The 22205-nt window shown below is 32.5% G+C and carries 26 protein-coding genes; 21 read left to right on the top strand and 5 right to left on the bottom strand.

Annotated features, from left to right (window positions below; genetic code table 11):
- Positions 1 to 12 precede the first annotated feature (12 nt).
- From ACMGE9_RS01470 to ACMGE9_RS01450, 5 genes are all read left to right on the top strand, one after another.
- Complete coding sequence (locus tag ACMGE9_RS01470; protein WP_414044427.1) at positions 13 to 1875, top strand: cytochrome c oxidase subunit I; 1863 nt, start codon at positions 13 to 15, stop codon at positions 1873 to 1875.
- On the top strand, positions 1875 to 2504 hold the full coding sequence (locus ACMGE9_RS01465; RefSeq protein WP_414043485.1) for a cytochrome c oxidase subunit 3: 630 nt from the start codon (positions 1875 to 1877) through the stop codon (positions 2502 to 2504). The genes ACMGE9_RS01470 and ACMGE9_RS01465 overlap by 1 nt, the downstream gene beginning before the upstream one ends.
- Positions 2504 to 2857 (top strand): cytochrome C oxidase subunit IV family protein, encoded by a 354-nt coding sequence (locus ACMGE9_RS01460; protein WP_414043484.1) that lies wholly within the window; start codon positions 2504 to 2506, stop codon positions 2855 to 2857. Before ACMGE9_RS01465 ends, ACMGE9_RS01460 begins: the two co-directional genes overlap by 1 nt.
- 161 nt (positions 2858 to 3018) lie before the next feature.
- The gene (gene ctaG, locus ACMGE9_RS01455) at positions 3019 to 3966 is read left to right on the top strand and encodes a cytochrome c oxidase assembly factor CtaG (protein WP_414043483.1); all 948 of its coding nucleotides are present in this window, start codon (positions 3019 to 3021) and stop codon (positions 3964 to 3966) included.
- A gap of 9 nt (positions 3967 to 3975) precedes the next feature.
- A complete protein-coding gene (locus tag ACMGE9_RS01450; RefSeq protein ID WP_414043482.1) occupies positions 3976 to 4437 on the top strand; it encodes a DUF420 domain-containing protein in 462 nt (153 codons plus the stop codon).
- 32 nt (positions 4438 to 4469) lie between these two features.
- On the opposite strand, the gene ytvI is transcribed toward ACMGE9_RS01450, so the two are convergent.
- Entirely contained in the window at positions 4470 to 5519 is a 1050-nt protein-coding gene (ytvI, locus tag ACMGE9_RS01445) for a sporulation integral membrane protein YtvI (protein ID WP_414043481.1), read from the bottom strand.
- Between the two features lie 73 nt (positions 5520 to 5592).
- Entirely contained in the window at positions 5593 to 5952 is a 360-nt protein-coding gene (locus ACMGE9_RS01440; protein WP_414043480.1) for a YugN family protein, read from the bottom strand.
- Positions 5953 to 6080: 128 nt separating this feature from the next.
- Between ACMGE9_RS01440 and ACMGE9_RS01435 the strand changes: the two genes are divergently transcribed.
- Genes ACMGE9_RS01435 through ACMGE9_RS01425 form a run of 3 tightly spaced genes read left to right on the top strand, consistent with a single transcriptional unit; the run spans position 6081 to position 8187 of the window.
- Positions 6081 to 7154 (top strand): CAP-associated domain-containing protein, encoded by a 1074-nt coding sequence (locus tag ACMGE9_RS01435; RefSeq protein WP_414043479.1) that lies wholly within the window; start codon positions 6081 to 6083, stop codon positions 7152 to 7154.
- 16 nt (positions 7155 to 7170) lie between these two features.
- Positions 7171 to 7593 (top strand): YlbF family regulator, encoded by a 423-nt coding sequence (locus ACMGE9_RS01430; protein ID WP_414043478.1) that lies wholly within the window; start codon positions 7171 to 7173, stop codon positions 7591 to 7593.
- A 9-nt stretch (positions 7594 to 7602) separates the two neighbouring features.
- Positions 7603 to 8187 (top strand): class I SAM-dependent methyltransferase, encoded by a 585-nt coding sequence (locus ACMGE9_RS01425; protein WP_414043477.1) that lies wholly within the window; start codon positions 7603 to 7605, stop codon positions 8185 to 8187.
- A gap of 8 nt (positions 8188 to 8195) precedes the next feature.
- Here ACMGE9_RS01425 and ACMGE9_RS01420 read toward each other — a convergent pair whose 3' ends face one another.
- A complete protein-coding gene (locus ACMGE9_RS01420) occupies positions 8196 to 9131 on the bottom strand; it encodes a glycerophosphodiester phosphodiesterase (RefSeq protein ID WP_414043476.1) in 936 nt (311 codons plus the stop codon).
- 74 nt (positions 9132 to 9205) lie between these two features.
- On the opposite strand from ACMGE9_RS01420, the gene ACMGE9_RS01415 reads away from it, so the two are divergent.
- Positions 9206 to 9469: a DUF2129 domain-containing protein gene (locus tag ACMGE9_RS01415; protein WP_414043475.1), complete on the top strand. Its 264-nt coding sequence runs from the start codon at positions 9206 to 9208 to the stop codon at positions 9467 to 9469.
- Here ACMGE9_RS01415 and ACMGE9_RS01410 read toward each other — a convergent pair.
- Positions 9450 to 9839, bottom strand: coding sequence for a hypothetical protein (locus ACMGE9_RS01410; RefSeq protein WP_414043474.1), 390 nt, complete (start codon positions 9837 to 9839; stop codon positions 9450 to 9452). The two genes, ACMGE9_RS01415 and ACMGE9_RS01410, sit on opposite strands and share 20 nt — an antisense overlap.
- 77 nt (positions 9840 to 9916) lie before the next feature.
- On the opposite strand from ACMGE9_RS01410, the gene rsmD reads away from it, so the two are divergent.
- Together rsmD and coaD are read left to right on the top strand one after the other, a co-directional pair.
- Entirely contained in the window at positions 9917 to 10456 is a 540-nt protein-coding gene (rsmD, locus tag ACMGE9_RS01405) for a 16S rRNA (guanine(966)-N(2))-methyltransferase RsmD (RefSeq protein WP_414043473.1), read from the top strand.
- On the top strand, positions 10449 to 10949 hold the full coding sequence (gene coaD / locus ACMGE9_RS01400) for a pantetheine-phosphate adenylyltransferase (RefSeq protein ID WP_414043472.1): 501 nt from the start codon (positions 10449 to 10451) through the stop codon (positions 10947 to 10949). The genes rsmD and coaD overlap by 8 nt, the downstream gene beginning before the upstream one ends.
- A gap of 115 nt (positions 10950 to 11064) precedes the next feature.
- Here coaD and ACMGE9_RS01395 read toward each other — a convergent pair whose 3' ends face one another.
- Positions 11065 to 12135: a nucleotidyltransferase family protein gene (locus ACMGE9_RS01395; protein ID WP_414043471.1), complete on the bottom strand. Its 1071-nt coding sequence runs from the start codon at positions 12133 to 12135 to the stop codon at positions 11065 to 11067.
- 124 nt (positions 12136 to 12259) lie between these two features.
- On the opposite strand from ACMGE9_RS01395, the gene ACMGE9_RS01390 reads away from it, so the two are divergent.
- The 10 genes from ACMGE9_RS01390 (at position 12260) to ACMGE9_RS01345 (ending at position 22178) form a co-directional block, all read left to right on the top strand.
- Positions 12260 to 12772 (top strand): YceD family protein, encoded by a 513-nt coding sequence (locus ACMGE9_RS01390; RefSeq protein ID WP_414043470.1) that lies wholly within the window; start codon positions 12260 to 12262, stop codon positions 12770 to 12772.
- A 21-nt stretch (positions 12773 to 12793) separates the two neighbouring features.
- Complete coding sequence (rpmF, locus tag ACMGE9_RS01385) at positions 12794 to 12967, top strand: 50S ribosomal protein L32 (RefSeq protein WP_041635879.1); 174 nt, start codon at positions 12794 to 12796, stop codon at positions 12965 to 12967.
- Positions 12968 to 13088: 121 nt separating this feature from the next.
- Positions 13089 to 14684: a bacillithiol biosynthesis cysteine-adding enzyme BshC gene (gene bshC, locus ACMGE9_RS01380; RefSeq protein ID WP_414043469.1), complete on the top strand. Its 1596-nt coding sequence runs from the start codon at positions 13089 to 13091 to the stop codon at positions 14682 to 14684.
- A 173-nt stretch (positions 14685 to 14857) separates the two neighbouring features.
- Complete coding sequence (mraZ, locus tag ACMGE9_RS01375) at positions 14858 to 15289, top strand: division/cell wall cluster transcriptional repressor MraZ (protein WP_414044426.1); 432 nt, start codon at positions 14858 to 14860, stop codon at positions 15287 to 15289.
- 9 nt (positions 15290 to 15298) lie between these two features.
- Complete coding sequence (gene rsmH / locus ACMGE9_RS01370) at positions 15299 to 16231, top strand: 16S rRNA (cytosine(1402)-N(4))-methyltransferase RsmH (protein ID WP_414043468.1); 933 nt, start codon at positions 15299 to 15301, stop codon at positions 16229 to 16231.
- Between the two features lie 10 nt (positions 16232 to 16241).
- Positions 16242 to 16616 carry a cell division protein FtsL gene (gene ftsL, locus ACMGE9_RS01365; RefSeq protein WP_414043467.1) on the top strand — a complete coding sequence of 125 codons (375 nt, stop codon included), beginning with the start codon at positions 16242 to 16244 and terminating at the stop codon, positions 16614 to 16616.
- On the top strand, positions 16603 to 18885 hold the full coding sequence (locus ACMGE9_RS01360) for a penicillin-binding transpeptidase domain-containing protein (protein ID WP_414043466.1): 2283 nt from the start codon (positions 16603 to 16605) through the stop codon (positions 18883 to 18885). The genes ftsL and ACMGE9_RS01360 overlap by 14 nt, the downstream gene beginning before the upstream one ends.
- A 77-nt stretch (positions 18886 to 18962) precedes the next feature.
- The gene (mraY, locus tag ACMGE9_RS01355; RefSeq protein WP_414043465.1) at positions 18963 to 19931 is read left to right on the top strand and encodes a phospho-N-acetylmuramoyl-pentapeptide-transferase; all 969 of its coding nucleotides are present in this window, start codon (positions 18963 to 18965) and stop codon (positions 19929 to 19931) included.
- Positions 19932 to 21272 carry a UDP-N-acetylmuramoyl-L-alanine--D-glutamate ligase gene (gene murD, locus ACMGE9_RS01350; RefSeq protein WP_414043464.1) on the top strand — a complete coding sequence of 447 codons (1341 nt, stop codon included), beginning with the start codon at positions 19932 to 19934 and terminating at the stop codon, positions 21270 to 21272. It begins immediately after the preceding gene.
- 3 nt (positions 21273 to 21275) lie between these two features.
- A complete protein-coding gene (locus ACMGE9_RS01345; protein WP_414043463.1) occupies positions 21276 to 22178 on the top strand; it encodes a cell division protein FtsQ/DivIB in 903 nt (300 codons plus the stop codon).
- The last annotated feature ends 27 nt before the right edge of the window (positions 22179 to 22205 follow it).

Raw genomic sequence — 22205 nt, 5'->3', positions numbered from 1 at the left:
CGTGGTTTAATTATGGAGTATTTAACAACAGTTGACCATAAAAAGATTGCTATATTATATCTAATCATGGGTGGATTATTCTTCGCCATGGGTGGTATTGAAGCGATGTTTATTCGTATTCAACTTGCTGTTCCTGAAAATGATTTTGTTTCAGCAGGTCTATTTAACCAAATTATTACGATGCATGGTACAACGATGATTTTCTTAGCGGCAATGCCGTTATTATTCGCATTTATGAATGCAGCGGTACCATTACAAATTGGTGCGCGTGACGTAGCATTCCCATTCTTAAATGCATTAGGTTTTTGGTTATTCTTCTTCGGTGGAATTTTCTTAAATTTATCATGGATTTTAGGTGGAGCACCTGATGCTGGTTGGACATCATACGCATCTTTATCATTAGCTTCACCAGGTCATGGGATTGACTTCTATGCTTTAGGTTTACAAATATCTGGTGCAGGTACATTAATTGCAGGTATTAACTTCATAGTTACAATTATGAATATGCGTGCACCGGGTATGACATATATGCGTATGCCATTATTAACTTGGACTACGTTTATTGCATCAGTATTAATCGTATTTGCATTCCCACCACTTACTATTGGATTATTCTTGTTAATTTTCGATAGAATGTTTGGTACAGGTTTCTTTGTAGTATCACAAGGTGGTAATACAATTATTTGGGAACACTTATTCTGGATTTTCGGACATCCAGAGGTTTATATTTTAATATTACCGTCATTCGGTATTTTTTCTGAGATTTTCTCAACATTCTCAAGAAAACGTTTATTCGGTTATTCAGCAATGGTTTTTGCAACGGTATTAATCGGATTTTTAGGATTCATGGTTTGGGCTCACCATATGTTTACAGTTGGTATGGGTCCAACAGCTAACGCAATTTTCGCTGTTGCAACAATGGCAATTGCAGTTCCAACAGGTGTTAAGATCTTTAACTGGTTATTGACAATTTGGGGTGGTAGTATCGAGTTTACTACGCCAATGTTATATGCATTAGCTTTCATTCCATCATTCGTAATGGGTGGTGTAACAGGTGTTATGCAAGCATCAGCTCCAGCTGATTATCAGTATCATGATTCTTACTTTATCGTAGCGCATTTCCATTATGTAATCGTTGGTGGGGTTGTTTTCGCATTACTTGCAGGATTACATTTCTACTGGCCATTAATGTTCGGTAAGATTTTAAGTGAAAAATTAGGAAAAATTGCATGTGTCCTATTCGTTTTAGGTTTCCACTTAACATTCTTAGTGCAACATTTCTTAGGATTATGGGGTATGCCAAGACGTGTATTCACTTACTTACCAGGACAAGGTTACGATACATTTAACTTAGTATCTACAATCGGGGCTTTAACAATGGCAGTAGCCGTTATTATCACATTAATCAACATTATTATTACAACAGCAAAAGCACCAAAAGTTGGTCGCGATGCATGGGGTGACGGACGTACTTTAGAGTGGTCATTACCTCAACCAGTACCATTCTACAACTTTGCTCAAACACCGCTTGTTCGTGGTTTGGATGCATTTGATTTAGAAAAGAAAACTGGCAATGGTCAAATCTTACCGGCTGAATCTTTAGGTGATGTACATATGCCTAACAATTCTATCTTACCGTTTATGCAATCATTCGGATTATTTGTAGCAGCATTTGGTGCATTATACTTTGCTGACGGACAAAAATGGGCATTGGATGCAGTTAAAGATTTACCTACGCAACCTTGGGCTCCATTTGTATTAGCATTAGGTTTAGCAATTACTGCTGGTTCTATGATTGCTCGTTCTGTTAAAGATGATCATGGCTACCATATTACAAAAGAAGAGTTAATTGAGTACGAAAGAGGTGTTAAATAATGGCACATCATGAAGAAAAAATGACCGTTGAAAGATGGCCAAGTCATCCTGAAACAGCTTCTATGGAAGGTAAAAATAAGTTAATAGGTTTCTGGGTATTCCTTGGTGGTGAGACTGCATTATTCGCATCATTATTCGCAACTTATTTAGCGCTTAAAGATCATGTTCCAAGTGAAGATCACTTATTGGCTAAAGATTTATTCCATTTACCATTAGCATTTGTAATGACGATGTTATTATTAACTTCGTCACTGACAAGTGTTTACGCACTATACCACATGAAAAACTATGACTTCGGTAAAATGATTACTTGGTTTATTGTTACTGTAATATTAGGGTTAGGATTCTTAGGTTTAGAGATTTATGAATTTGCTGAATATATTCATAAAGGTCATACTTTTAGATCAAGTGCATTTGGTTCATCTTTCTATTTCTTGGTAGGAACACACGGATTCCACGTTATAATAGGTTTAACATGGATTATTCTATTAATTGTACGTAATATGAAACGTGGATTAAGTGTATACAACGCTGCGAAGTTTAATACAGCCGCTTTATACTGGCATTTCATTGATGTCGTTTGGGTATTCATCTTCACAGTAGTTTACTTGTTAGGGGTGTTAGGATAATGTCAAATGAAACTAATCACAACTTAAAGTTTAATCAAGAACGTTATAACTATGAAAAAAGAATGAGAACTGAAGAAATGAGAATGCAAGTAACAACATTTGCAGTTATGATTTTCTTAACACTAGTTGCTTTTGCAATGGTAGCGGCAGGATTAAGTAAAGAATTTGTTATTCCAGCAATATTATTAATGGCTTTAATTCAAGTTATTCTACAATTTTATTACTTTATGCATATGAAACATTCAGGACATGAAGTAGCAAAATTAATGATGCTTTCAGGATTATTTATTGCTGGTACTTTTGTAGCAATGGCATTATATATTACTTGGATAGGTGAACCATTAAAAAAATAGTAACAATAAAAACTGAGACTTTTGTCTCAGTTTTTTTAATAAATTTTTGACAATCTCTTTTTTTATCACTATTTCGTCAAAAGTTTGATAATTTATATACACTTTATTGTCATAATTTACGTTATAATAGGGTCAGTATATTTAATGGAGTGATTTAAAGAATGGGTAGTATTCGATCTATCTCGATATTTGGGTTTTTAGCAAACTGGAGTCCGTTTTTTTTAGTAGCAATTATATTTGCAACCATAGTCTTTTTCTTAATTACTATGAAATGGTATAAAGATATACCCGGAGGAAGACCGTTAAAAAAATCTGAGGGTGTACTGTTTGTTGTACTAATGATTTTGCTTTATATCATGAAAGGTGCACCAATTGATTTATTGAGTCATATCATTTTTAGTTTTCATATGTTACAAATGGCTGTGATTTTTTTATTGATGATACCATTATTATTTTTTGCGATTCCAAATTATCTCATTGATTATGTTATCAATATGCCATATATAAAACCTATATTTGCTTTGATGACAAGACCAATAGTAGCGCTTATAACATTCAATGGATTATTTTCGTTGTACCATTTGCCAATTGTTTTGGATTTCTTAAAACAAAATGCTACACCACATTCTCTTTATACGATTTTATTGTCTATTACGGCATTTACAATGTGGTATCCAATTTTTAATCAGAAAGATAAAAAACAATTATCTGGATTAATGAAATTGGGATATATATTCGGTATTGGTGTACTATTAACACCATCATGTGGATTAATAATATTTGCACAACATCCAATGTATAAAACATATACTGATCCAGAAGCTTGGATGAGTGCGATGAGTTTATGCGTACCAACGGGTACACTTACTGATGTATTAGCGAACTCAGGGATAAGCGGTCCGCAATATTTTACAAATATGACACCGAAAGATGACCAACAAACCGGTGGAGTTATCATGAAAGTAATGCAAGAGATATTCTTTGGTTTTATGTTTTATTATGTATTCGTTAATTGGTCACGTTCAGAACGATTGGCACCTGAAGAAATCACACGTTTAAGTTTAGAAGAAAAAAGAAAGCAAGATGCTTACTTTAAGAAGTTTGAATAGGGGGAAATTATGAATTTACCAATCTTACCAACAATCAGTACGACATTTATCGTAATTAGTGCCATTTTAGTAGCAATTGGATGGTACCTAATTGCAAAAGGCAATATTGAGGCACATAAAAAAGTAATGATGGCTGCTGGCGTTGCAGCAACGATTTTCTTTATTATTTATGCATCTAGAACTATTTTTATTGGAAATACAGCGTTTGGTGGTCCAGATGATATTAAAGTATATTATACGGTTTTCTTAATCTTTCATATTACACTTGCAACAATTGGTGCTGTAATGGGAATTATTAACCTATATACTGGATTGAAAGATAAATTAAATATTCATAGAAAGTTAGGACCGATTACTTCTATTATATGGTTCTTTACTGCGATTACTGGGGTTGCTGTTTATTTATTACTTTATGTTTTTTATCATGGAGGAGAAACTACATCTGTAATAAAAGCTGTTTTAGGATTTTAAAAAATGATCGTCTCAATTTGAGACGATCATTTTTATATTTTAATATTCGCTTTGATAGCACCAGATTCAAAAACTGTAAGTATTATGATGAGTATTATTGGTCCTACGAAGAATCCAACGAAACCCATTAGTTTCAGACCGATATACATAGCGATTAGAGTAGGTAGTGGACTGAGTCCAACACCGTTACCCATAATTTTGGGTTCTAATACTTTACGTTGTACCAATAGAAATGTTGATAGTACGATGAGTTTAATAGCTAGAGCAACATCACCAGTAACGTATGCATAAATTGCCCAAGGAATTGTGATTCCCGTTGCACCGATAATTGGTAATAAATCCACTAAGCAAATGATAAATGAAAGTACAAGTGCATTCTCTGGTGTAATAAATAATAATCCGATAAATGTAAAGAACCAAGTAATACCTGAGAGTATAACAGCTGCACGCATCATTCCAAAAATAGATGAAGTTACACGGTTCCATACAAATGCAGTATTATTATAAGTTTTGTCATACGTATGGTTTCTAATAAACTGATGTATTTTAGGTATTTCAAGCATGAATAAGAATAATGCCACTAAAAACACCAATCCAGAGATAAAGGTCTCTGGTAAGCTCGCTACAAGAGCTGTGATACGTTCTACGTTAAAATAATTTAAAATCGAATCACGTATTGAAAATAAGAATTTTTGAATTTCATCAAATAATGATGTAGCAATACTATCAGGAATCATTTTTGATATTTTTATTTCTATTTTGTCCCAAACTGCTATTAAATTATTCATTTTATTTGGTAAATCTTTAGAAAATTGAATAATATGTTCGATTAGTTTTGTTAGGAAGAAATATGTAAAAAGTAAAATTGAAATAAGGATAGTAGAGTATATGATAGTTACACTCCACTTTCTACTTCCAACTTTCTTCTCAAGCATTTTCACGAACGGTTCAATCATCAACGCGATGATAAGTGCAGAAATAAGTGGAATTGATATAGGTATAATAAAATATAAAAAAAGTACAGCCAAGATAATCAGTGATACTATCGTGAGTACTCGTTTATTAAGCCATTTTTTTACCATAACATCACCTCTTCATTGATAAGAAAAAGAGCGTGAGACAAATTAATTTGTTCACGCTTTAAAGCATATTAAACTATGCTTGGATTGTTTTAATTTCATTGTAAATACTTGTGATAGTACGTTTGCAGTGCTCAACTAATGCTTCACTGAATACTTCATCTTCACCGTATTCTACACCTGTAGGATAATAATGTTTACCAACATATGGGTCCATCATTTGTAAAGTTGCATTGCGTGCACCCACATCACCATCAATTGCATAACCTGGAATACGTAAATAATAAATACCTTCAGATAATTCATATTTTAAATCATAAGTTACACGTTCGAAATCCCAATGTCCCCCTAAAACTAAACCATGTTTATTCATAACATGTTGGATTAAAGATTGTTCAGCTACGATTGTTTCAATACCTGAATTTGTGAATACCATACTTAGTTCCTCCCTAAATCATTCTACCTTCAATTTTAAGATAAAAATGCTATTCATGCAATCGAATATTCATTTCAATTCAAATAATGTTAGAATAGTGTAAAGAAAAAGATAAAGAAGGTGTTTTTTTGAAAAGTATTTTAATAAAACTTTTATTAATAATTCTGATGGGTGTGTTTTTATTTTATTTGTTTTATTCACCTTCGTTAAAGTTTGATGTGCTTGAGAATCCAGCAAAAGAAAAAGTATTGCATGAAAAAATCAAACCAACATCAAATAAAACTGTTAAACATCCAAAGTTAAGACAAGGGCTAGGCGTATACATTGGTGCAGACATAAATGTGTTTACGAAAAAATATGGATATCCAAAACGTATATACGATTCTAATTTTAATTATAAAAATTTTGTATATGAGTTCAAGAATCAATATTATATTGTTGGGGTACAAAATGAAAAAATTGTTATGTTATATGCAACTGGATCATTGGCTAAAAGCTATCCTTTCAAGATAGGGCAAAGTGCAGATAACATATTCAATGGAAATGCAATTGTGAGTGAACCTGTGATTAGAACAGAGCAAGGTGAATTTCAATTCCAACTTACCGAAGTAGATATAAAAACTCAGACATTAATACAATATGATAATTTATTCTTACAAGTATATATTGATCGTATATCAAATAAGGTTATGGCGATACGTTATATTGAACCGGATACCCTTATAGACATGCAACCATATGCAATGAGTAGTAATGGTGAAACGATTGAGAAGACATTAGATGAATTAAAGCATACTAATGATGAAGTAACGATAAATAGTAATAAAGTACTTACAATGTTTGAAATTACGAATTATATGAGACAAATTAATGGCAGGAAACCTCTTGAAACAAATGAATTAATTAATCATGTGGCTCAGTTTCAAGTCGCATCTTTAAATATTAATAAAAAAGAGAAAGTGAAACAAGTTGAAGATGAAATTGGTAGTGAGTTAAACAAACTAGATATTGAATATCTACATTTGTCACAAAATATCGCTTTTAATTTTGATGATGTTCCAAGCCTTATTAATAGTTGGTTAAATTCAGATGAACATCGAGAGAATATGCTTAATAAAAATATTAATGAAATGGGTGGCGGAATTTCTGGTTCATATTATTCATTGATATTTATAAATAACACGTCAATTGAAGAACAATAGATAGGGAAGTGTAGAAATGATTTATGATATAGATGTGATGGAAGTAATGGATAATGCTGATTTATTAAATAAAATGATTCTTAATAGCACTGCTTATATAAATTATAAAGAAGCCTTTATTGCTTTAGAGCATAATCATGAAGTCCAACAAATAAAAATTAACCTGATTAAGCTAAAAGAAAAATATGATGAAGTAAACCGTTTTGGACGTTATCATCCTGACTACCAAACTGTAATGTTAGAAACACGTCGCAAGAAAAAAGAATATGAAATGCATCCAGATGTAGCTCATTTTAAGCAACTTGAAACGCAGTTACAAACACTACTCGATGAAGTTCTCGTAATTATTGCAACATCGGTTTCAACTGAAGTTAAAATCGAGAAAGGAAATCCTTTCTTTGAATCACATACGTGTAGTAGTGGGTGTGGGTGTAGTTAGGAGGCATTTATGGAACAAAATGAAAAGAAACTTATATCCAAATGGGAGAAAAAAATTAAATTTCTAAATCGAACTGATGAAATTTTATATCGTGCGAAGAATAGTGATTTATTATTTATTCCAATATTTGAGAAGTTTTTAGTATCATATTTAATGTTGAAATATCATCAAAAAATATTATGTATTGGCTGCCATACTGGTAAATGGATCAACACACTCGATCAACAAACTAATATTAAAGGATATATTTTAGATCAATCTATTCGCAATCTTCAAGTAGCGATGCATATATATCCGCATTATAATTATGAAATCGCATCAAGCGAGCTATTACCTTATAGAAATAACAAATTTCATTATATATTAATCAATCAACCGTTTGACACTTTTGTTGATAAAGAATCGCTTGTAAAGGAATTTAAACGCATCTTGAAGAAAAAAGGAAAGATTATCTTTTATTATAAAATCAATCTATTCGTTAATCGCAAAAAGCAACTTGAATCGATATTTGGATTAGTGGATTTAGAAATTGAAAATATAACTCATTATAGAGGTATTGAAATATATGAAATAAAAAATAAAGGAGTAGCATAGCCACCCCTTTATTTTTTATATTTTTCGTGAATTAAATGCATTGCAATATCTGGTCTATCAGTTACGATTGTATGTGCCCCTTTTTTTAGTAGAGCATCCATTTCATCAATACTATTGATTACCCAATAACCTACAGCTATGTTAAGTTGTTGTAAGAAATGAATAAACTTTTCATTATTTAAAGTAAATCCTTGATAGCTAGTTGGCAATTGGAAAGTATCTGCTTTTGGATTATAGGTATGTTTCATACCTGCATTGAATGCGTAATACGCACGTGCGACTTCTTTTTGGCCAGCACCAATCGCTATACGATCATGTGCATAAGTATTAAAACGTTTTATCTGTTCATCCTCAAAGCTTGTCACGCAAACACGATCGAATGCATTTTTGGCATGTATTAAACGATAAAGTAAAACGGGTGCTAATTGACCTGCTGTTGACTTTGCTTTATCTTTAATATCAATATTGATTAGCATATCTGGGAATGTATCAAGCAATTCATCTAAAGTTACGATTTTAGCATCAGCGTTACCACGATAAGGGAATTCACCATTAATATCTTTGAAATGAAATCCGAAGTCAAGTTTACGTAATTCTTCAAGGGTATGTTCACTTACTCTACCTGAACCATTTGATACACGATCTACAAGGGCATCATGGAAAACAACGATAACATTATCCTTAGTTAATCGTACATCAATTTCAAATCCATCGATTCCTAGTTTATGGGAATTTTTAAATGCGGCCATTGTATGTTCTGGTGCTAATTTCATACCACCACGATGTGCAAATATGTATGGTGAACGCTTGCTAAAGAATGGTTTGATCACACGAATACTTTGTTTGCTAGTCATTTTTGTAGCAGCTATTGCTAATGAATACGAAAGACCTGTTAAAGCTGCGGTTTTTAATAAAGTGTATTTTTTCAAAAGATTGACCTCCATAATTAAATTGATATTTTAATTTTAACAGAACTAATGATACTATAAAAGAAAGCTGAATGAGAGGAAAGAAGTGTATGACTTTAGTTCAAAGAGAACAACTAATAATTTACTTAAAAAGCAATAAACATGAACGCCAGATTCGAAAATACGGTCATATCATACATAGTAATCGTAAAGATAAATGGGTTTCTATGTATATCAATAGTGCTGATTTAGAAACAACACTTACGCAACTTGAGAAATTAAAGTTTGTGAGTAATGTATTAATTTCACCATATAAACAACTTAAAATGGATTACAGTTCAGATGCCAAAGAATTTAATGCATCGGTTTTATAATGCGTTGTAACCGAAGGACACCGATTAAATATTGATGGTATAATGCATCTTCATGAAAGAAGTGTTTTGCTTTAACATCAAATTCTTTAATCGTAATTTGGTACTTGTCAGCCCATGATTTCACTAAGTCAAAGCGCTTGTTGCTTTTTGGATAAGGATAATTCATTCCTTCAAAAATACTGTACATTGCTTGAAAATTACCATCTTTAGTGGGATTCATAATAAGTACTATTGACGTTTTAGGTGTTGCTTCAAGCGTCGTATGTAAAAATAATATGCAATCCGTACGCTCGTGATTGTATTTCATTAATTGCTCGAGTTCGAAAAGATCACTATAACCTTCGCCGAGTGAGATAAAAGCTTGTTTCATAATAGTCTCCTTACATGTTAGATAATTATATTATACATGAAAGGACCATAAGAATACATTTTTCAAAGGAGTAATATATGCGCGTAATAGGCGGAAAATATAAAAGATTTCACTTAACAGCCCCAAAAGGTATAACTTCAAGACCAACTACAGATAAAATTAAAGAAACGATGTTTAATATACTTGGCCCGATGGATGGTATTGGCCTTGATTTATTTGCTGGCAGCGGAGGACTTGGGGTAGAAGCTATTAGTCGTGGACTTTCGAAAGTCATATTTGTAGATGGTAGTTTTGATGCAATCCAAATGATAAAAAAGAATACATCATTCTTAGATGAAGATGTTGAAATATATAAAAATGATTATAAAAGAGCTTTGAAAGCTCTTAATAAACGTAACATCCAATTTGATATGATATTTTTAGATCCACCATATCAGAAAAATATAGTAAACGATGCATTACCCCTTATACAGTCGTTTGATTTACTTGCAAAAGGTGGGCAAATCCTTATAGAATGTGAGAAGAATGAATCGATTGATACTTTAGACTATGAAATTATAAAAAATGAAACATATGGCATAACAAAATTAATCATATTAAGAGGTAATTATGAGTAAAACAATTGCAGTAGTACCTGGTAGTTTTGATCCTATTACAAAAGGTCACTTAGACATTATTAAAAGAAGTTGTGGATTGTTTGATGAAGTTCATGTGTCTGTGTTAAATAATTCAAAGAAAACTGGATTTTTTTCAATTGATGAAAGACTATCATTAATTGAAGAAGCGGTAAAAGACTTACCAAATGTTAAAGTAGATTATTTTTCAGGTTTGTTAGTAGATTTCTGTGAACGTATTGGTGCAAAACAAATTGTTCGTGGATTAAGAGCTGTTTCAGACTTTGAATATGAGATGCAACTGACAAGTATGAATAAAAAGTTAAATGATGATATTGAAACGTTATATATGATGACGAATAATCAATATTCATTTATATCATCGAGTATGGTAAAAGAAGTTGCAAAATATGGTGGGGATGTATCAAGCATTGTGTCAAAAAATGTTGAGCTTGCGTTAAAAGAAAAATTTAAAGAGCTAGAGCAAGAAGAGTAGTAAATAATGTTATTGGCCACACTGGAAAATGTGTGGCCTTTTGTTTTAGGATATATTTTTGGAGTAAGGGACTGTAAGTCAAAAAATACAGTCGCTTACCAACAGCTCTACAACCTTACTTCTTATAAATCACGGGTGTATTAAAATCTGTCATTTTACTACCACTGATTAGGTTATATATTTCAGTTGCTTTAATTTCAATTTCGAAATAATTGCGCGTTTTTTTATTCACATTGGTTACAACTTCAGTGCTATCTATTGTTTTTATAAATTCACGTCCCACATCATTCATCCCAAGGACACGCACAGCAGAAATCTCTTTCAATCGACTCACGTCATATTCTTTAATATTTAATAACACATATACTAATAATCTTTGAATACGACTTCTCGTATAACGTTTTGATACCATTTTATTAATCAATGCGTCAAATGTATCTGCTTCACCAATGACTTTCTTTAATCTATTTTCTAATCCTTCGTACATCGTATAAATTTCCGCAAGCTCACTAATCTCCATCGATAAAATTCGATATTTTAATAGGAAATAGTAATCTTCCCATCTAACAGGATGGTGAATTAATTCACTTCGGGGCATAGTGTTCTCAATCGCAACTCCGTAAAAGTAATTTTTTCGAATTGCTGTGGCACTTGATATACTACCAGTAAGTTCTACTTCTAAATATTCATTACTGTATCGTTTAACTGGAATCAACTTCAGTGCTGAATAAATTTCGTTTTTGGCTTTCATATAACTTTGTGCTAATATATCATTTGATTTCAATCCTTTATCCATAAGTTTCGGATATGCTGCTCCTGTGCGTATATCATTAATGGTTGGTTGTGCTAATTTAATATCAAAAGTAGCTAATTTGCCACTTTCACTGCCAAAAGATAGTCCTTCTAGGCCAAGTGATTTTGCAATTGTAATTCCTCCACGGGCAAAGTCGTCGGCATAACTCGCGGCATAGAATTGAGGCATTTCAACAACTAAGTCGACGTAATCGAGTGCCATTTCAGTTCGAATGAATTTATTGATAAATGCAGGTTCACCGCGCTGAACAAATTGGCCACTCATAATGGCAACTATATAAGCATTTGGATAATTTTTTTTAATTTGCTCTATATGATACTTATGTCCATTATGAAACGGATTATATTCACAAATAATTCCGATTGACTTCATTGTAATTCCCCTCACATCAGTTTATAATGTTGATTGTAACAGAAATATCTGTTAAGAAAAAATCTTGACAAACTGTTATAAAAAGAGGTAAAATAAATTTTGTGTTTGTAAGAGGTGAAACCATATGAAATGGTCATTAGCTGAATTAAGAAAACACCGTGATAGTGGTTATCCATTTGAATCTGAAATCAACTTAAATCATTTAAAATCTAGCTTACAGTTAGTTGATATATCACCAATAAAGGTGAAAGGTAAATTAACGCCTAAGTCAAACGAAGTAGTAGCTGATTTATATGTAACTGGACAATTTGTCATGACTTGTGCACGAACATTAGAAGATGTTGAAGTTCCATTCGACATTCATTCAGTGGAATATTTTGATGATAACGATTATGTTGAATATGATGAGAATAGACACGCCATTCATAATGGTGTTATAGACTTAACACCCGTTATTCAAGAGTTAGTTGTGATTAACAAACCTGTACGTGTGGTAAAAGAGGATGTTGATTTAGAACTAACGAAGGGTAAAGGTTGGGAAGTAATTGATGAAAGTCAATTAGAAGAAGAAAAGCCTAAGGTTGATCCTAGGTTAGCAAAACTTCAAGCTTTAAAAGACAATATGTCTGAAAACTAGATTGATAGGAGGCAAAATACAATGGCAGTTCCTTTTAGAAGAACATCTAAAACAGCGAAAAGAAAACGTCGTACACACTTCAAATTATCAGTACCTGGTATGGTTGAATGTCCATCATGTGGCGAAATGAAATTATCTCACCGCGTATGTCCATCATGTGGTTCATACAATGGTAAAGAAGTAGTTTCTAAATAATAACAAATAGGTGTATCGCTTCGGCGATGCACTTATTTTTTTGTCATTACAAGCCGTAAAATTGTATTTGTGCTTGAATATCATTATACTAAATAATGATAAAATGCGAGGTGTAAACAAAGTGGAGATAATTAAACAAATTACAGATAAAAAAGGTACTTTTATAGAGCGCTATACTCATCAGGATGAAGTGTTATCACAATATCAATATGATGTGACGAAAGATGAAAGTTATAAAGCGCGTATGAACTACCCCGCAAATGGTTTAGAAGCGCAACTTGCGCAAATCATTGAATCATATATGGTGAAGTATGAATTAAGCGTATCACAAAAAGAAAATATAGAGCGTATTAGTAAAGGTAATAAAGTAGTCATTGGTGGACAACAAGCGGGTCTTTTCGTTAGTCCAATGTATACATTACATAAAATTATTTCGATTATCGTTTTAGCCAAAGAACAATCAAAAAAATTAGGCACTGAAATTGTTCCGGTATTTTGGATTGCGGGAGAAGATCATGATTTTGATGAAGTGAATCATGTTAACGTATATTCAAGTGAACATTATTTACATAAAATTAAATATCATCCGTCTGAAGATGTTACTGATAGTGTTTCAACGCTCGTTTTTGAAGAGGAAGCATTGAAATTCACTATTGATCGTTTTATTACGAGTCTTGTAGAAACGAAAACAACAAAATCAATTCATGCATTATTAAATGCTTTACCAAACAATTGGACAGATCATTTTCAATTTATTATTCATACTTTATTTAAAGATTACGGATTATTATTAATTGATAGTCAAAATAAAGCATTTAGATCACTTGAAACAGATATACTTGTATGGATGTTTGATAACCACGCAGAAATTGATCAAGCTTTTAGATATGGTCAAGATAAAATGAAATCACTGATTAATGAACAGCAAATTATTACAGATACCAATGTTCATTTGTTTATGTCATATGATGGAAAACGCCAATTGTTGAAATGTATTGATGGTAAATATGTATTACCAAAGTCTGATGCGGTATTTACTAAAGCTGAAATTCGTGCAAAGATTCAAGCTGCACCGCATTTGTTTAGCAACAACGTGGTAACGCGTCCTTTAATGGAAGAAATGATGTTTAATACATTGTCGTTCATCGGAGGACCTTCTGAAATCAAATACTGGGGAGAACTTAAGCAAGTTTTTGATTTTGCGAAAGTAGAGATGCCGCCAGTTGTACCACGTATGCGTATTACGTATACGAATGATAAAGTTTTAAAAGACATGAAACGTTTTAATATTTCAAATGAAGATTTATTTGAATTTGGCATTGCTAAGTTTCAAAATGAATTTTTAGGTTCTAAAGAAAATCCATTGCTTTTAAGTCAGATGCAAGAGACTATTTCAAACTTAGAAAAAGACTATGAGGCAATGCAATTGTTAGAGGTCACACAAGAAACGAAACAATTATTACAAGATAATTTAAATTACCATAAGCGTCAATTTGAATACTTCAAAAAGCGATACCACCATGATATTAAACGTCGTCATGATATCGATTTTAAAGCATTGAATGCAATCGGAAATGTATTACATCCAGGCGGTGGATTGCAGGAACGTTTAATGCATCCATTACAATTCATCAACAATCATCATTTTGGTATTTTTGATGAAGTGATTGAAAGTATCACATACTATGGTTTTGATCACACCATCATAAAACCATAACGTTCCACCTCAAAAGAATATATGTAGATTTTTTGGGATTATCCCCCACCACGAAAAAAATGCGTGGTGGGGGCTTTTTTTGTCGTTAATAATAAAAATTCAAAAAGTTTTGTATAATTAGTGGAGGAAAGTGGTGGGATGTGGTAAATTTATATTAAGGCTAGGTGATGAATATGTTCATGGGTGAATATCAACATCAATTGGATACCAAAGGTCGCATGATTGTACCTGCAAAGTTCCGAGATGAATTGACTGAACATTTCGTAATCACGCGTGGCCTTGATAAGTGTTTGTTTGGCTATCCTTTAGATGAATGGAAAAGAATTGAAGAAAAATTAAAGACTTTGCCAATAACTAAACGAGATGCCAGAAAATTTATGCGTTTATTTTTCTCTGGTGCAGTCGAAGTAGAAATAGATAAACAAGGGCGTATTAATATTCCAAAGAATTTAATGGAATATGCGGGTTTATCGAAAGAATGTACAGTAATTGGTGTTTCAAGTCGAATTGAGATTTGGGATAGAAGTAGCTGGAATGATTTCTATGATGATACCGAAGAACATTATGAAGAAATTGCTGAAGAGTTAATTGATTTTGATTTATAGGAGGATGTCATGTTCCATCATATTACCGTGTTATTAAAAGAAACTGTCAATCAACTTAATATAAATCCAAATGGCATTTACGTTGATTGTACATTAGGTGGAGCAGGTCATAGTCTTTATTTAGTAAAGCAATTAACGGATGGTAGGTTGATTTCAATCGATCAAGACCAAACAGCTATTGATAACGCACACATCATTTTGAAAGACCATTTAGATAAAGTAACTTTCGTCAAAGAAAACTTTAGAAATTTAAGAGCGATTCTAGACGAACTTAATATTGATAAAGTCGATGGAATTTTGTACGACTTAGGTGTTTCTAGTCCACAACTTGATGTTGGAGATCGAGGATTTAGCTATCACCAAGAAGCAAAACTTGATATGCGTATGGATCAATCACAAAACCTTTCTGCATATGAAGTAGTAAACGAATGGCCTTATGAAAAGTTAGTTTCTATATTCTTTCGATATGGTGAAGAGAAATTTTCTAAACAAATCGCTAGAAAAATTGAAAAGTTAAGAGAATCAGCACCGATAGAAACAACATCTGAATTAGTTGAAATTATTAAAGATGCAATTCCAGCACCAGCAAGGAGAACAGGCGGACATCCCGCAAAACGAGTCTTTCAAGCTATAAGAATTGCAGTAAATGACGAACTTGGTGCTTTTGAAGAATCGATTGAACAAGCGATTGCTTCAGTTAAAGTCGGTGGAAGAATTAGTGTGATTACATTTCACTCATTAGAAGACAGACTTTGTAAACAAGTGTTTCAGGAATACGAAAAGGGACCTGATATTCCGAGAGGACTACCAGTCATACCAGATGAATTCAAACCGAAATTAAAACGTGTCAATAGAAAGCCAATCGTGTCAACACAAGAGGAATTGGATGAAAACAACAGAGCCCGCAGTGCGAAACTAAGAGTAGTAGAAATATTAAAATAGAGGTGACAACATGGCAGTAGAATATATTAATCAAAATTATTATGGACAAGCTCAGCCACAAACGGAAGTTAAAACTAGGACTGTAACCAAAACCCATGTTGTTTCGTTATCTAAATTAGAAAAATTAGTCTATTTATCATTGGTAACATTGATTGCTTTAGTCAGTATTTATATGCTATCTTTAAAATACGATGCGTATCAAACGAATAGTAAGATTGCTGCGATTGAACAAAAAATAGTTCATCAAAAATCTGTGAATGGTGAATTAAATTCTGAAGCGATGAAACAATCTTCTTACGAACGTGTCTATAGTAAAGCTAAATCATTTGGTCTAAGCTTGAATAATGATAACGTAAAGGTAGTGCAAAAAAATGTCACGAACTAAGCTTAAAATAAGAAAAAATAAAATAGGAGCGGTCCTTTTAGTGTTGTTATTCGGACTGCTCTTTTTTTCATTGATTTTAAAGTATTCTATAGTAATGATTACTGGTCAGTCTAGTGGACAAGATTTATCAATGCGTGCAAGTGAAAAATATGTACGTAGTATTGTAAACCAACCTGTACGTGGAAAAATACTAGATCGCAATGGGGAGATTCTTGCCGAAGATATCGATTCATATAAACTTGTAGCAGTGTTAGATAAACGTATGAGTCAAAAAGATAAAATACCAAGACATGTAGTAGATAAAAAGAAGACTGCAAAAGCATTGAGTAAAATAATCGAAATGCCTTATAAATCGATACTAAAGACACTAAATACAAAGAAGGCGTTTCAAGTTGAATTCGGAAAAGCAGGTAAGGATTTAACATTTAATCAGAAAAAAGCTATAGAACAATTAAAATTACCTGGTTTAACTTTTTTTTCAGAGAAGAAACGTTTCTACCCAAATGGTAACTTTGCATCACATTTAATAGGTTATGCAGAGAAAAATCCAGATACTAACCAAATTCAAGGAATGATGGGTTCAGAAAAAATATTTGATACTTATTTGTCAGGAAAAGCAGGTAAAACGAGTTATAAACAAGATATTTGGCAATATGTCTTGCCAAAGTCGGGGAATATAATTCCTGCAATTAATGGTGATAATGTTAATTTGACAATCGATAAAAATATCCAAATATTTGTTGAAGATTCCCTTGATGCTATGGTGAAACGCTATCAACCAAAAGATTTATTTGCTGTTGTTACTGATGCGAAAACAGGTGAAATATTAGGTTATAGTCAACGACCAACCTTTAACCCACAAACACGTGAAAATTTTGGTGATAAATGGGCGAATAACTTATATCAAAATACGTATGAGCCAGGTTCAACATTTAAAACATATGGTTTAGCAGCAGCTATACAAGAAGGTAAGTTCAAACCAAAAGAAAAGTTCAAGTCTGGTGAGCGTGAAGTTGCGGGTAGTGTGATTTCAGATTGGAACGATGTTGGATGGGGTATGATTTCGATGAATAAAGGTTTCCAATTATCATCCAACGTACTTATGATGAAACTACAAGATGATGTAGGTCTAGATAAGATGAAAGAATACTATGAAAAATTTGGGTTTGGTAAATCGACAAACTCTTTATTTGATTCAGAAGTTTCGGGCCATATTTCATGGGGAGATGAATTAAGTAAGAAAGTTACTGCTTTCGGTCAATCTACATCAGTAAGTCCAGCTCAAATGGTGCAAGCTGAAACTGCAATAGTTAACGATGGTAAGATGATTCGTCCATATTTTGTAAAAGATATCGTCAGTCCTGACAAAAGTGTTGTATTTAAAGGTGAACGAAAAGTTGTAGGACAGCCTATTTCTAAATCAACGGCACAGAAAACAATGAAAGCACTATATGATGTCGTTTACGGATCTGAAATGCATGCGTATCATTATCAGATTGATGATTATAAAATTGCTGGTAAAACGGGGACTGCACAAGTGCCAGATACTAAAAATGGGGGATATGTAAAAGGTGTACAACCTTATATGGTTAGTTTCATGGGATATGCACCAGCTAAAAATCCACGTGTCATAATCTATTATGGAATGTCCTTAGCGCAAAAGAATGCAGGAGAAGCATATAATTTGGGAGTTTCCAAGGGATATAAACCTTTAATGGAAAATACACTAAAGTACCTAGATGTTGGAGTGACCAAGGATAAAGACAAGAAGTTATCAAGTGAAGTTGAAAGTGTTACTGGATCAAATATTGATAAAGCGAGCGGTGTAATTGAAGGTGCTGGCTTTACACCAGTCGTAATTGGGGATGGTAACAAAGTAATCTCTCAAATCCCACAACAAACAGATCTTCTTAGAGGTGATAAAGTATTCTTAATGACAGATGGTGCTATAACAATGCCGGATTTATCGTCATGGTCTAAACGAGATTTACTCATCTTTGAACAACTAACGCAAATAAAAGTTCAATTTGATGGGAGTGGTTATGTTGTGAAGCAGTCGATTGCACCTGGCAGTAAAGTTAAAAAAGGTGATAAAGTCATGGTATCAATGGACTCTCTTGATCCTTTAAAGCAATCACCGGCATATGATAATATAATCGATGCGAATAAGAAGGATGAAGAAAAAGCCTTAAAAAAGCAACTTGAAGCAGAAGCAAAAAAGAAGAAAACTGAAAAAGAAAAAACTGACCAAACAAACAACGATAGTTAAACATTAGAATTGGATACATCAGAATAAAAATTTAAGGAAAAGAAAGGAATCAGTTAATAAGCTGATAAGTGAATAGCATGAATGCATTAATTTTTGGAGTAGTGAGTTTTATATTAACGGCGATTTTAGTCCCTTTATTTATCCCGTTATTAAAACGTATGAAATTTGGACAATCAATTCGTGAAGAAGGACCACAAAGTCACCAACAAAAAAGTGGAACACCTACAATGGGAGGTTTAACTTTCTTAATTAGTACCATTATTTTGAGTGTGATAGCAACATTTTTTGTTGAAGATAAAGGACCAATTATATTATTAATTCTAGTTACGTTAGGGTTTGGATTAATTGGATTTGTTGATGATTATATTATTGTTGTCAAAAAGAACAACCAAGGGTTAACATCGAAACAAAAATTCTTATTTCAAATATTAATTGCCGTATTATTCTACGTTGTAAGTAATGGATTAGGTTTACTTTCATTATCCAATGAAATTAATCTACCTTTCACAGACTTTGGCATTCCTTTATCATTTTTCTACGTCGTGTTTATTGTTTTCTGGCAAGTTGGTTTCTCAAATGCTGTGAACTTAACAGATGGACTTGACGGATTAGCAACAGGCTTATCTATTATTGCTTTTAGTTGTTATTTCTATTTAGCTCATCATTCCATGAGCCAAGGAATGATGTATTATCTAGCAATTCTTATTGGTAGTTTATGTGGATTTTTAATCTACAATAAATATAAAGCAAAATTATTCATGGGAGATACTGGTTCACTTGCACTGGGTGGTGTGATAGCAACAGTTTCAATTATGTTGAATCAAGAATTAACGTTGATTTTTATAGGGTTAGTATTTGTATTGGAAACCTTATCAGTAATGTTACAAGTTACTTCTTTCAAACTAACTGGGAAACGTATTTTCAGAATGAGTCCATTGCACCATCATTTTGAATTAGGTGGTTGGAGTGAATGGAAAATTGTCATCGTTTTTTGGACAGTAGGTATTATTTCAGGACTAATCGGGATTTATTTAGGAGTGAACTAAGTGAAACATATATCAAAATATGAAGATAAAAATATTTTAGTACTTGGACTTGGCAAAAGTGGTTATGAAACAGCCAAATTATTGCATTTACTTGGAGCAAAGGTGAAAGTTAATGATGGCAAAGATGTCAGCTTGACAAACGAAGCAAAAGAACTTGAAGCACTGGGAATTCAAGTGGTAAGTGGCCATCATCCAGTTGAATTATTAAATGGTGTATCTTTGATTGTGAAAAATCCGGGAATCCCATATACAATTCCGTTTATTGAAGAAGCGATGAATCGAAATATTCCTATTATTACAGAAGTTGAATTAGCATATGAAATTAATGAAGGTAAAATGATTGGCATCACTGGAACAAATGGTAAGACAACTGTAACGTCGCTTATCGGTGATATGTTTAAACATAGTAATCAAGCAGGTTTATTATGTGGAAACATTGGGTTTGTTGCATCGTTAATTGCACAAAATGCTAAACCAGAAGATACTTTAATTACTGAGTTATCTTCATTCCAATTAATGGGGATAGAAAATTTCAGGCCGCACATTGCATTAATTACTAATATTTATTCTGCCCATTTAGATTATCACGGTACTCAAGAGGAATATGTTAATGCCAAATTAAATATTGTTAAGAATCAGACTGCAGAAGATTATTTAATTTTTAATGACAAACAAAAAGTTTTACTTGAAAGTCTGTGTATTAACAGTCAAATTATATATTTCAGTACACAGGAAAAAGTAAATGGTGCCTATATTGACAGTGATAAAGTTTACTTTAAAGATGAATTTATCATAGATGTGAAAGATGTCGTCTTACCTGGCCAACATAATTTAGAAAATATTTTATCAAGTGTAGCTGCTGCGAAGTTAAGTGGTATCCCTAATGAGAGTATCATCGCGACTCTAAAGTCATTCGAAGGAATCAAACACCGCTTGCAATTTGTGACGACGATAGAAGATGTAAAGTATTATAATGACTCAAAAGCGACAAATACGTTAGCAACAACATTCGCACTTAATGCGTTTAATTCGCCTATTCACTGGTTATGTGGTGGGTTAGATCGTGGTAACGGATTTGAAGATTTAGATACGTATGTGAGTCGTGTTAAACATATGTATATATTCGGTGAAACGACTGAGAAATTAGTATCATTTGCTAAGGAACATCAAATTGACTTTACAGTTTGTATTGATGTGAAAGATGCTGTGATAAAGACTAAGGATAAAACCATTGCAGGTGATATAGTATTATTAAGTCCAGCGTGTGCAAGTTGGGATCAGTATCCAACATATGAAGTAAGAGGAGAAGACTTCATTCAACAAGTGAAGTTATTACAATAATGTATGGAAGAAAAAATCATTGAGTCTCCTCACTTTGTAGAAGAGAAGAAAAAACGTCGCAAACGAAAACAACGCATTCAGTTAATCATGTTCTTAACAATTGTCGCAGTAGTCACATTAATATTATTATACATGTTTACAAATATTAGCTATGTTAGCAAAGTAACATTGAATGACACAATTCTCAATGACAAAAAAGTAATATTGGATAAAGCGAGTATTTCTAATAAAGATCGTATTTATAGTTTAAATACGGGTGATATTTCAAGTAATATCGAATATTTAGATGGTGTAAAATCTGTTACAGTGAAACGACATTTTCCTAATAGAGTTTCTATCAAAGTAAATGAATATAATGTGGTTGGAGTTATTCCAGATGGTAGTGAATTCCATCCAGTACTTGAAAATGGTCAAACATTACACCATAAGAATTTTAAAGCACCAAGTAATGCACCACTGATAAATAATTTCGCTAAGAAAGAATTAAATAAACTCGTGAAAATGCTCGTTCAAACGGAACCTGCCATAGTGAATCAAATTTCTGAAATAAATTTCATTCCAAATGAACAGGCTTCATCGCGTATTCAATTATTTATGAAAGACGGTATAGAAGTAATTGGTGATTTGCGTACTATTTCGAATAAACTGAATTACTATCCGAGTATGGCAAAGAATATTAAACGTGATGAAAATGGTAAATTAATAAAGCCTGGTATTATCGACTTAGAAGTGGGTGCCGTATTCATTCCGTATGAATCTAAAAAAGCAGAAACACGTCGTATTGAAATGGAATCAGAAATGAAGATGAAAGAAACTAAAGAAAAAGAGAAAGTTGAAAAAGCAGTTCAAGATTTGCAAAAACAATTAAACGATGTTAAACAAAATAAAACATCGGAGCAATCGTAAAATATCGTAGGGTATAAAAAAATAAAT

Source organism: Macrococcus animalis, from assembly GCF_047425875.1.
In the GTDB taxonomy this organism is placed as follows: Bacteria; Bacillota; Bacilli; order Staphylococcales; family Staphylococcaceae; genus Macrococcoides; species Macrococcoides animalis.
This window is presented reverse-complemented; position numbering and strand designations above follow the sequence as displayed.

Coding starts and splice junctions, on each gene's coding strand:
- ACMGE9_RS01430 (WP_414043478.1), top strand. CDS start 7,171: ATGATTTATGATATAGATGTGATGGAAGTAATGGATAATGCTGATTTA.
- ACMGE9_RS01460 (WP_414043484.1), top strand. CDS start 2,504: ATGTCAAATGAAACTAATCACAACTTAAAGTTTAATCAAGAACGTTAT.
- ACMGE9_RS01450 (WP_414043482.1), top strand. CDS start 3,976: ATGAATTTACCAATCTTACCAACAATCAGTACGACATTTATCGTAATT.
- rsmD (WP_414043473.1), top strand. CDS start 9,917: ATGCGCGTAATAGGCGGAAAATATAAAAGATTTCACTTAACAGCCCCA.
- ACMGE9_RS01470 (WP_414044427.1), top strand. CDS start 13: ATGGAGTATTTAACAACAGTTGACCATAAAAAGATTGCTATATTATAT.
- coaD (WP_414043472.1), top strand. CDS start 10,449: ATGAGTAAAACAATTGCAGTAGTACCTGGTAGTTTTGATCCTATTACA.
- ACMGE9_RS01440 (WP_414043480.1), bottom strand. CDS start 5,952: ATGGTATTCACAAATTCAGGTATTGAAACAATCGTAGCTGAACAATCT.
- ftsL (WP_414043467.1), top strand. CDS start 16,242: ATGGCAGTAGAATATATTAATCAAAATTATTATGGACAAGCTCAGCCA.
- ytvI (WP_414043481.1), bottom strand. CDS start 5,519: ATGGTAAAAAAATGGCTTAATAAACGAGTACTCACGATAGTATCACTG.
- ctaG (WP_414043483.1), top strand. CDS start 3,019: ATGGGTAGTATTCGATCTATCTCGATATTTGGGTTTTTAGCAAACTGG.
- ACMGE9_RS01410 (WP_414043474.1), bottom strand. CDS start 9,839: ATGAAACAAGCTTTTATCTCACTCGGCGAAGGTTATAGTGATCTTTTC.
- ACMGE9_RS01360 (WP_414043466.1), top strand. CDS start 16,603: ATGTCACGAACTAAGCTTAAAATAAGAAAAAATAAAATAGGAGCGGTC.
- ACMGE9_RS01345 (WP_414043463.1), top strand. CDS start 21,276: ATGGAAGAAAAAATCATTGAGTCTCCTCACTTTGTAGAAGAGAAGAAA.
- mraY (WP_414043465.1), top strand. CDS start 18,963: ATGAATGCATTAATTTTTGGAGTAGTGAGTTTTATATTAACGGCGATT.
- mraZ (WP_414044426.1), top strand. CDS start 14,858: ATGTTCATGGGTGAATATCAACATCAATTGGATACCAAAGGTCGCATG.
- ACMGE9_RS01415 (WP_414043475.1), top strand. CDS start 9,206: ATGACTTTAGTTCAAAGAGAACAACTAATAATTTACTTAAAAAGCAAT.
- ACMGE9_RS01465 (WP_414043485.1), top strand. CDS start 1,875: ATGGCACATCATGAAGAAAAAATGACCGTTGAAAGATGGCCAAGTCAT.
- ACMGE9_RS01390 (WP_414043470.1), top strand. CDS start 12,260: ATGAAATGGTCATTAGCTGAATTAAGAAAACACCGTGATAGTGGTTAT.
- ACMGE9_RS01425 (WP_414043477.1), top strand. CDS start 7,603: ATGGAACAAAATGAAAAGAAACTTATATCCAAATGGGAGAAAAAAATT.
- ACMGE9_RS01420 (WP_414043476.1), bottom strand. CDS start 9,131: ATGGAGGTCAATCTTTTGAAAAAATACACTTTATTAAAAACCGCAGCT.
- ACMGE9_RS01395 (WP_414043471.1), bottom strand. CDS start 12,135: ATGAAGTCAATCGGAATTATTTGTGAATATAATCCGTTTCATAATGGA.
- rpmF (WP_041635879.1), top strand. CDS start 12,794: ATGGCAGTTCCTTTTAGAAGAACATCTAAAACAGCGAAAAGAAAACGT.
- rsmH (WP_414043468.1), top strand. CDS start 15,299: ATGTTCCATCATATTACCGTGTTATTAAAAGAAACTGTCAATCAACTT.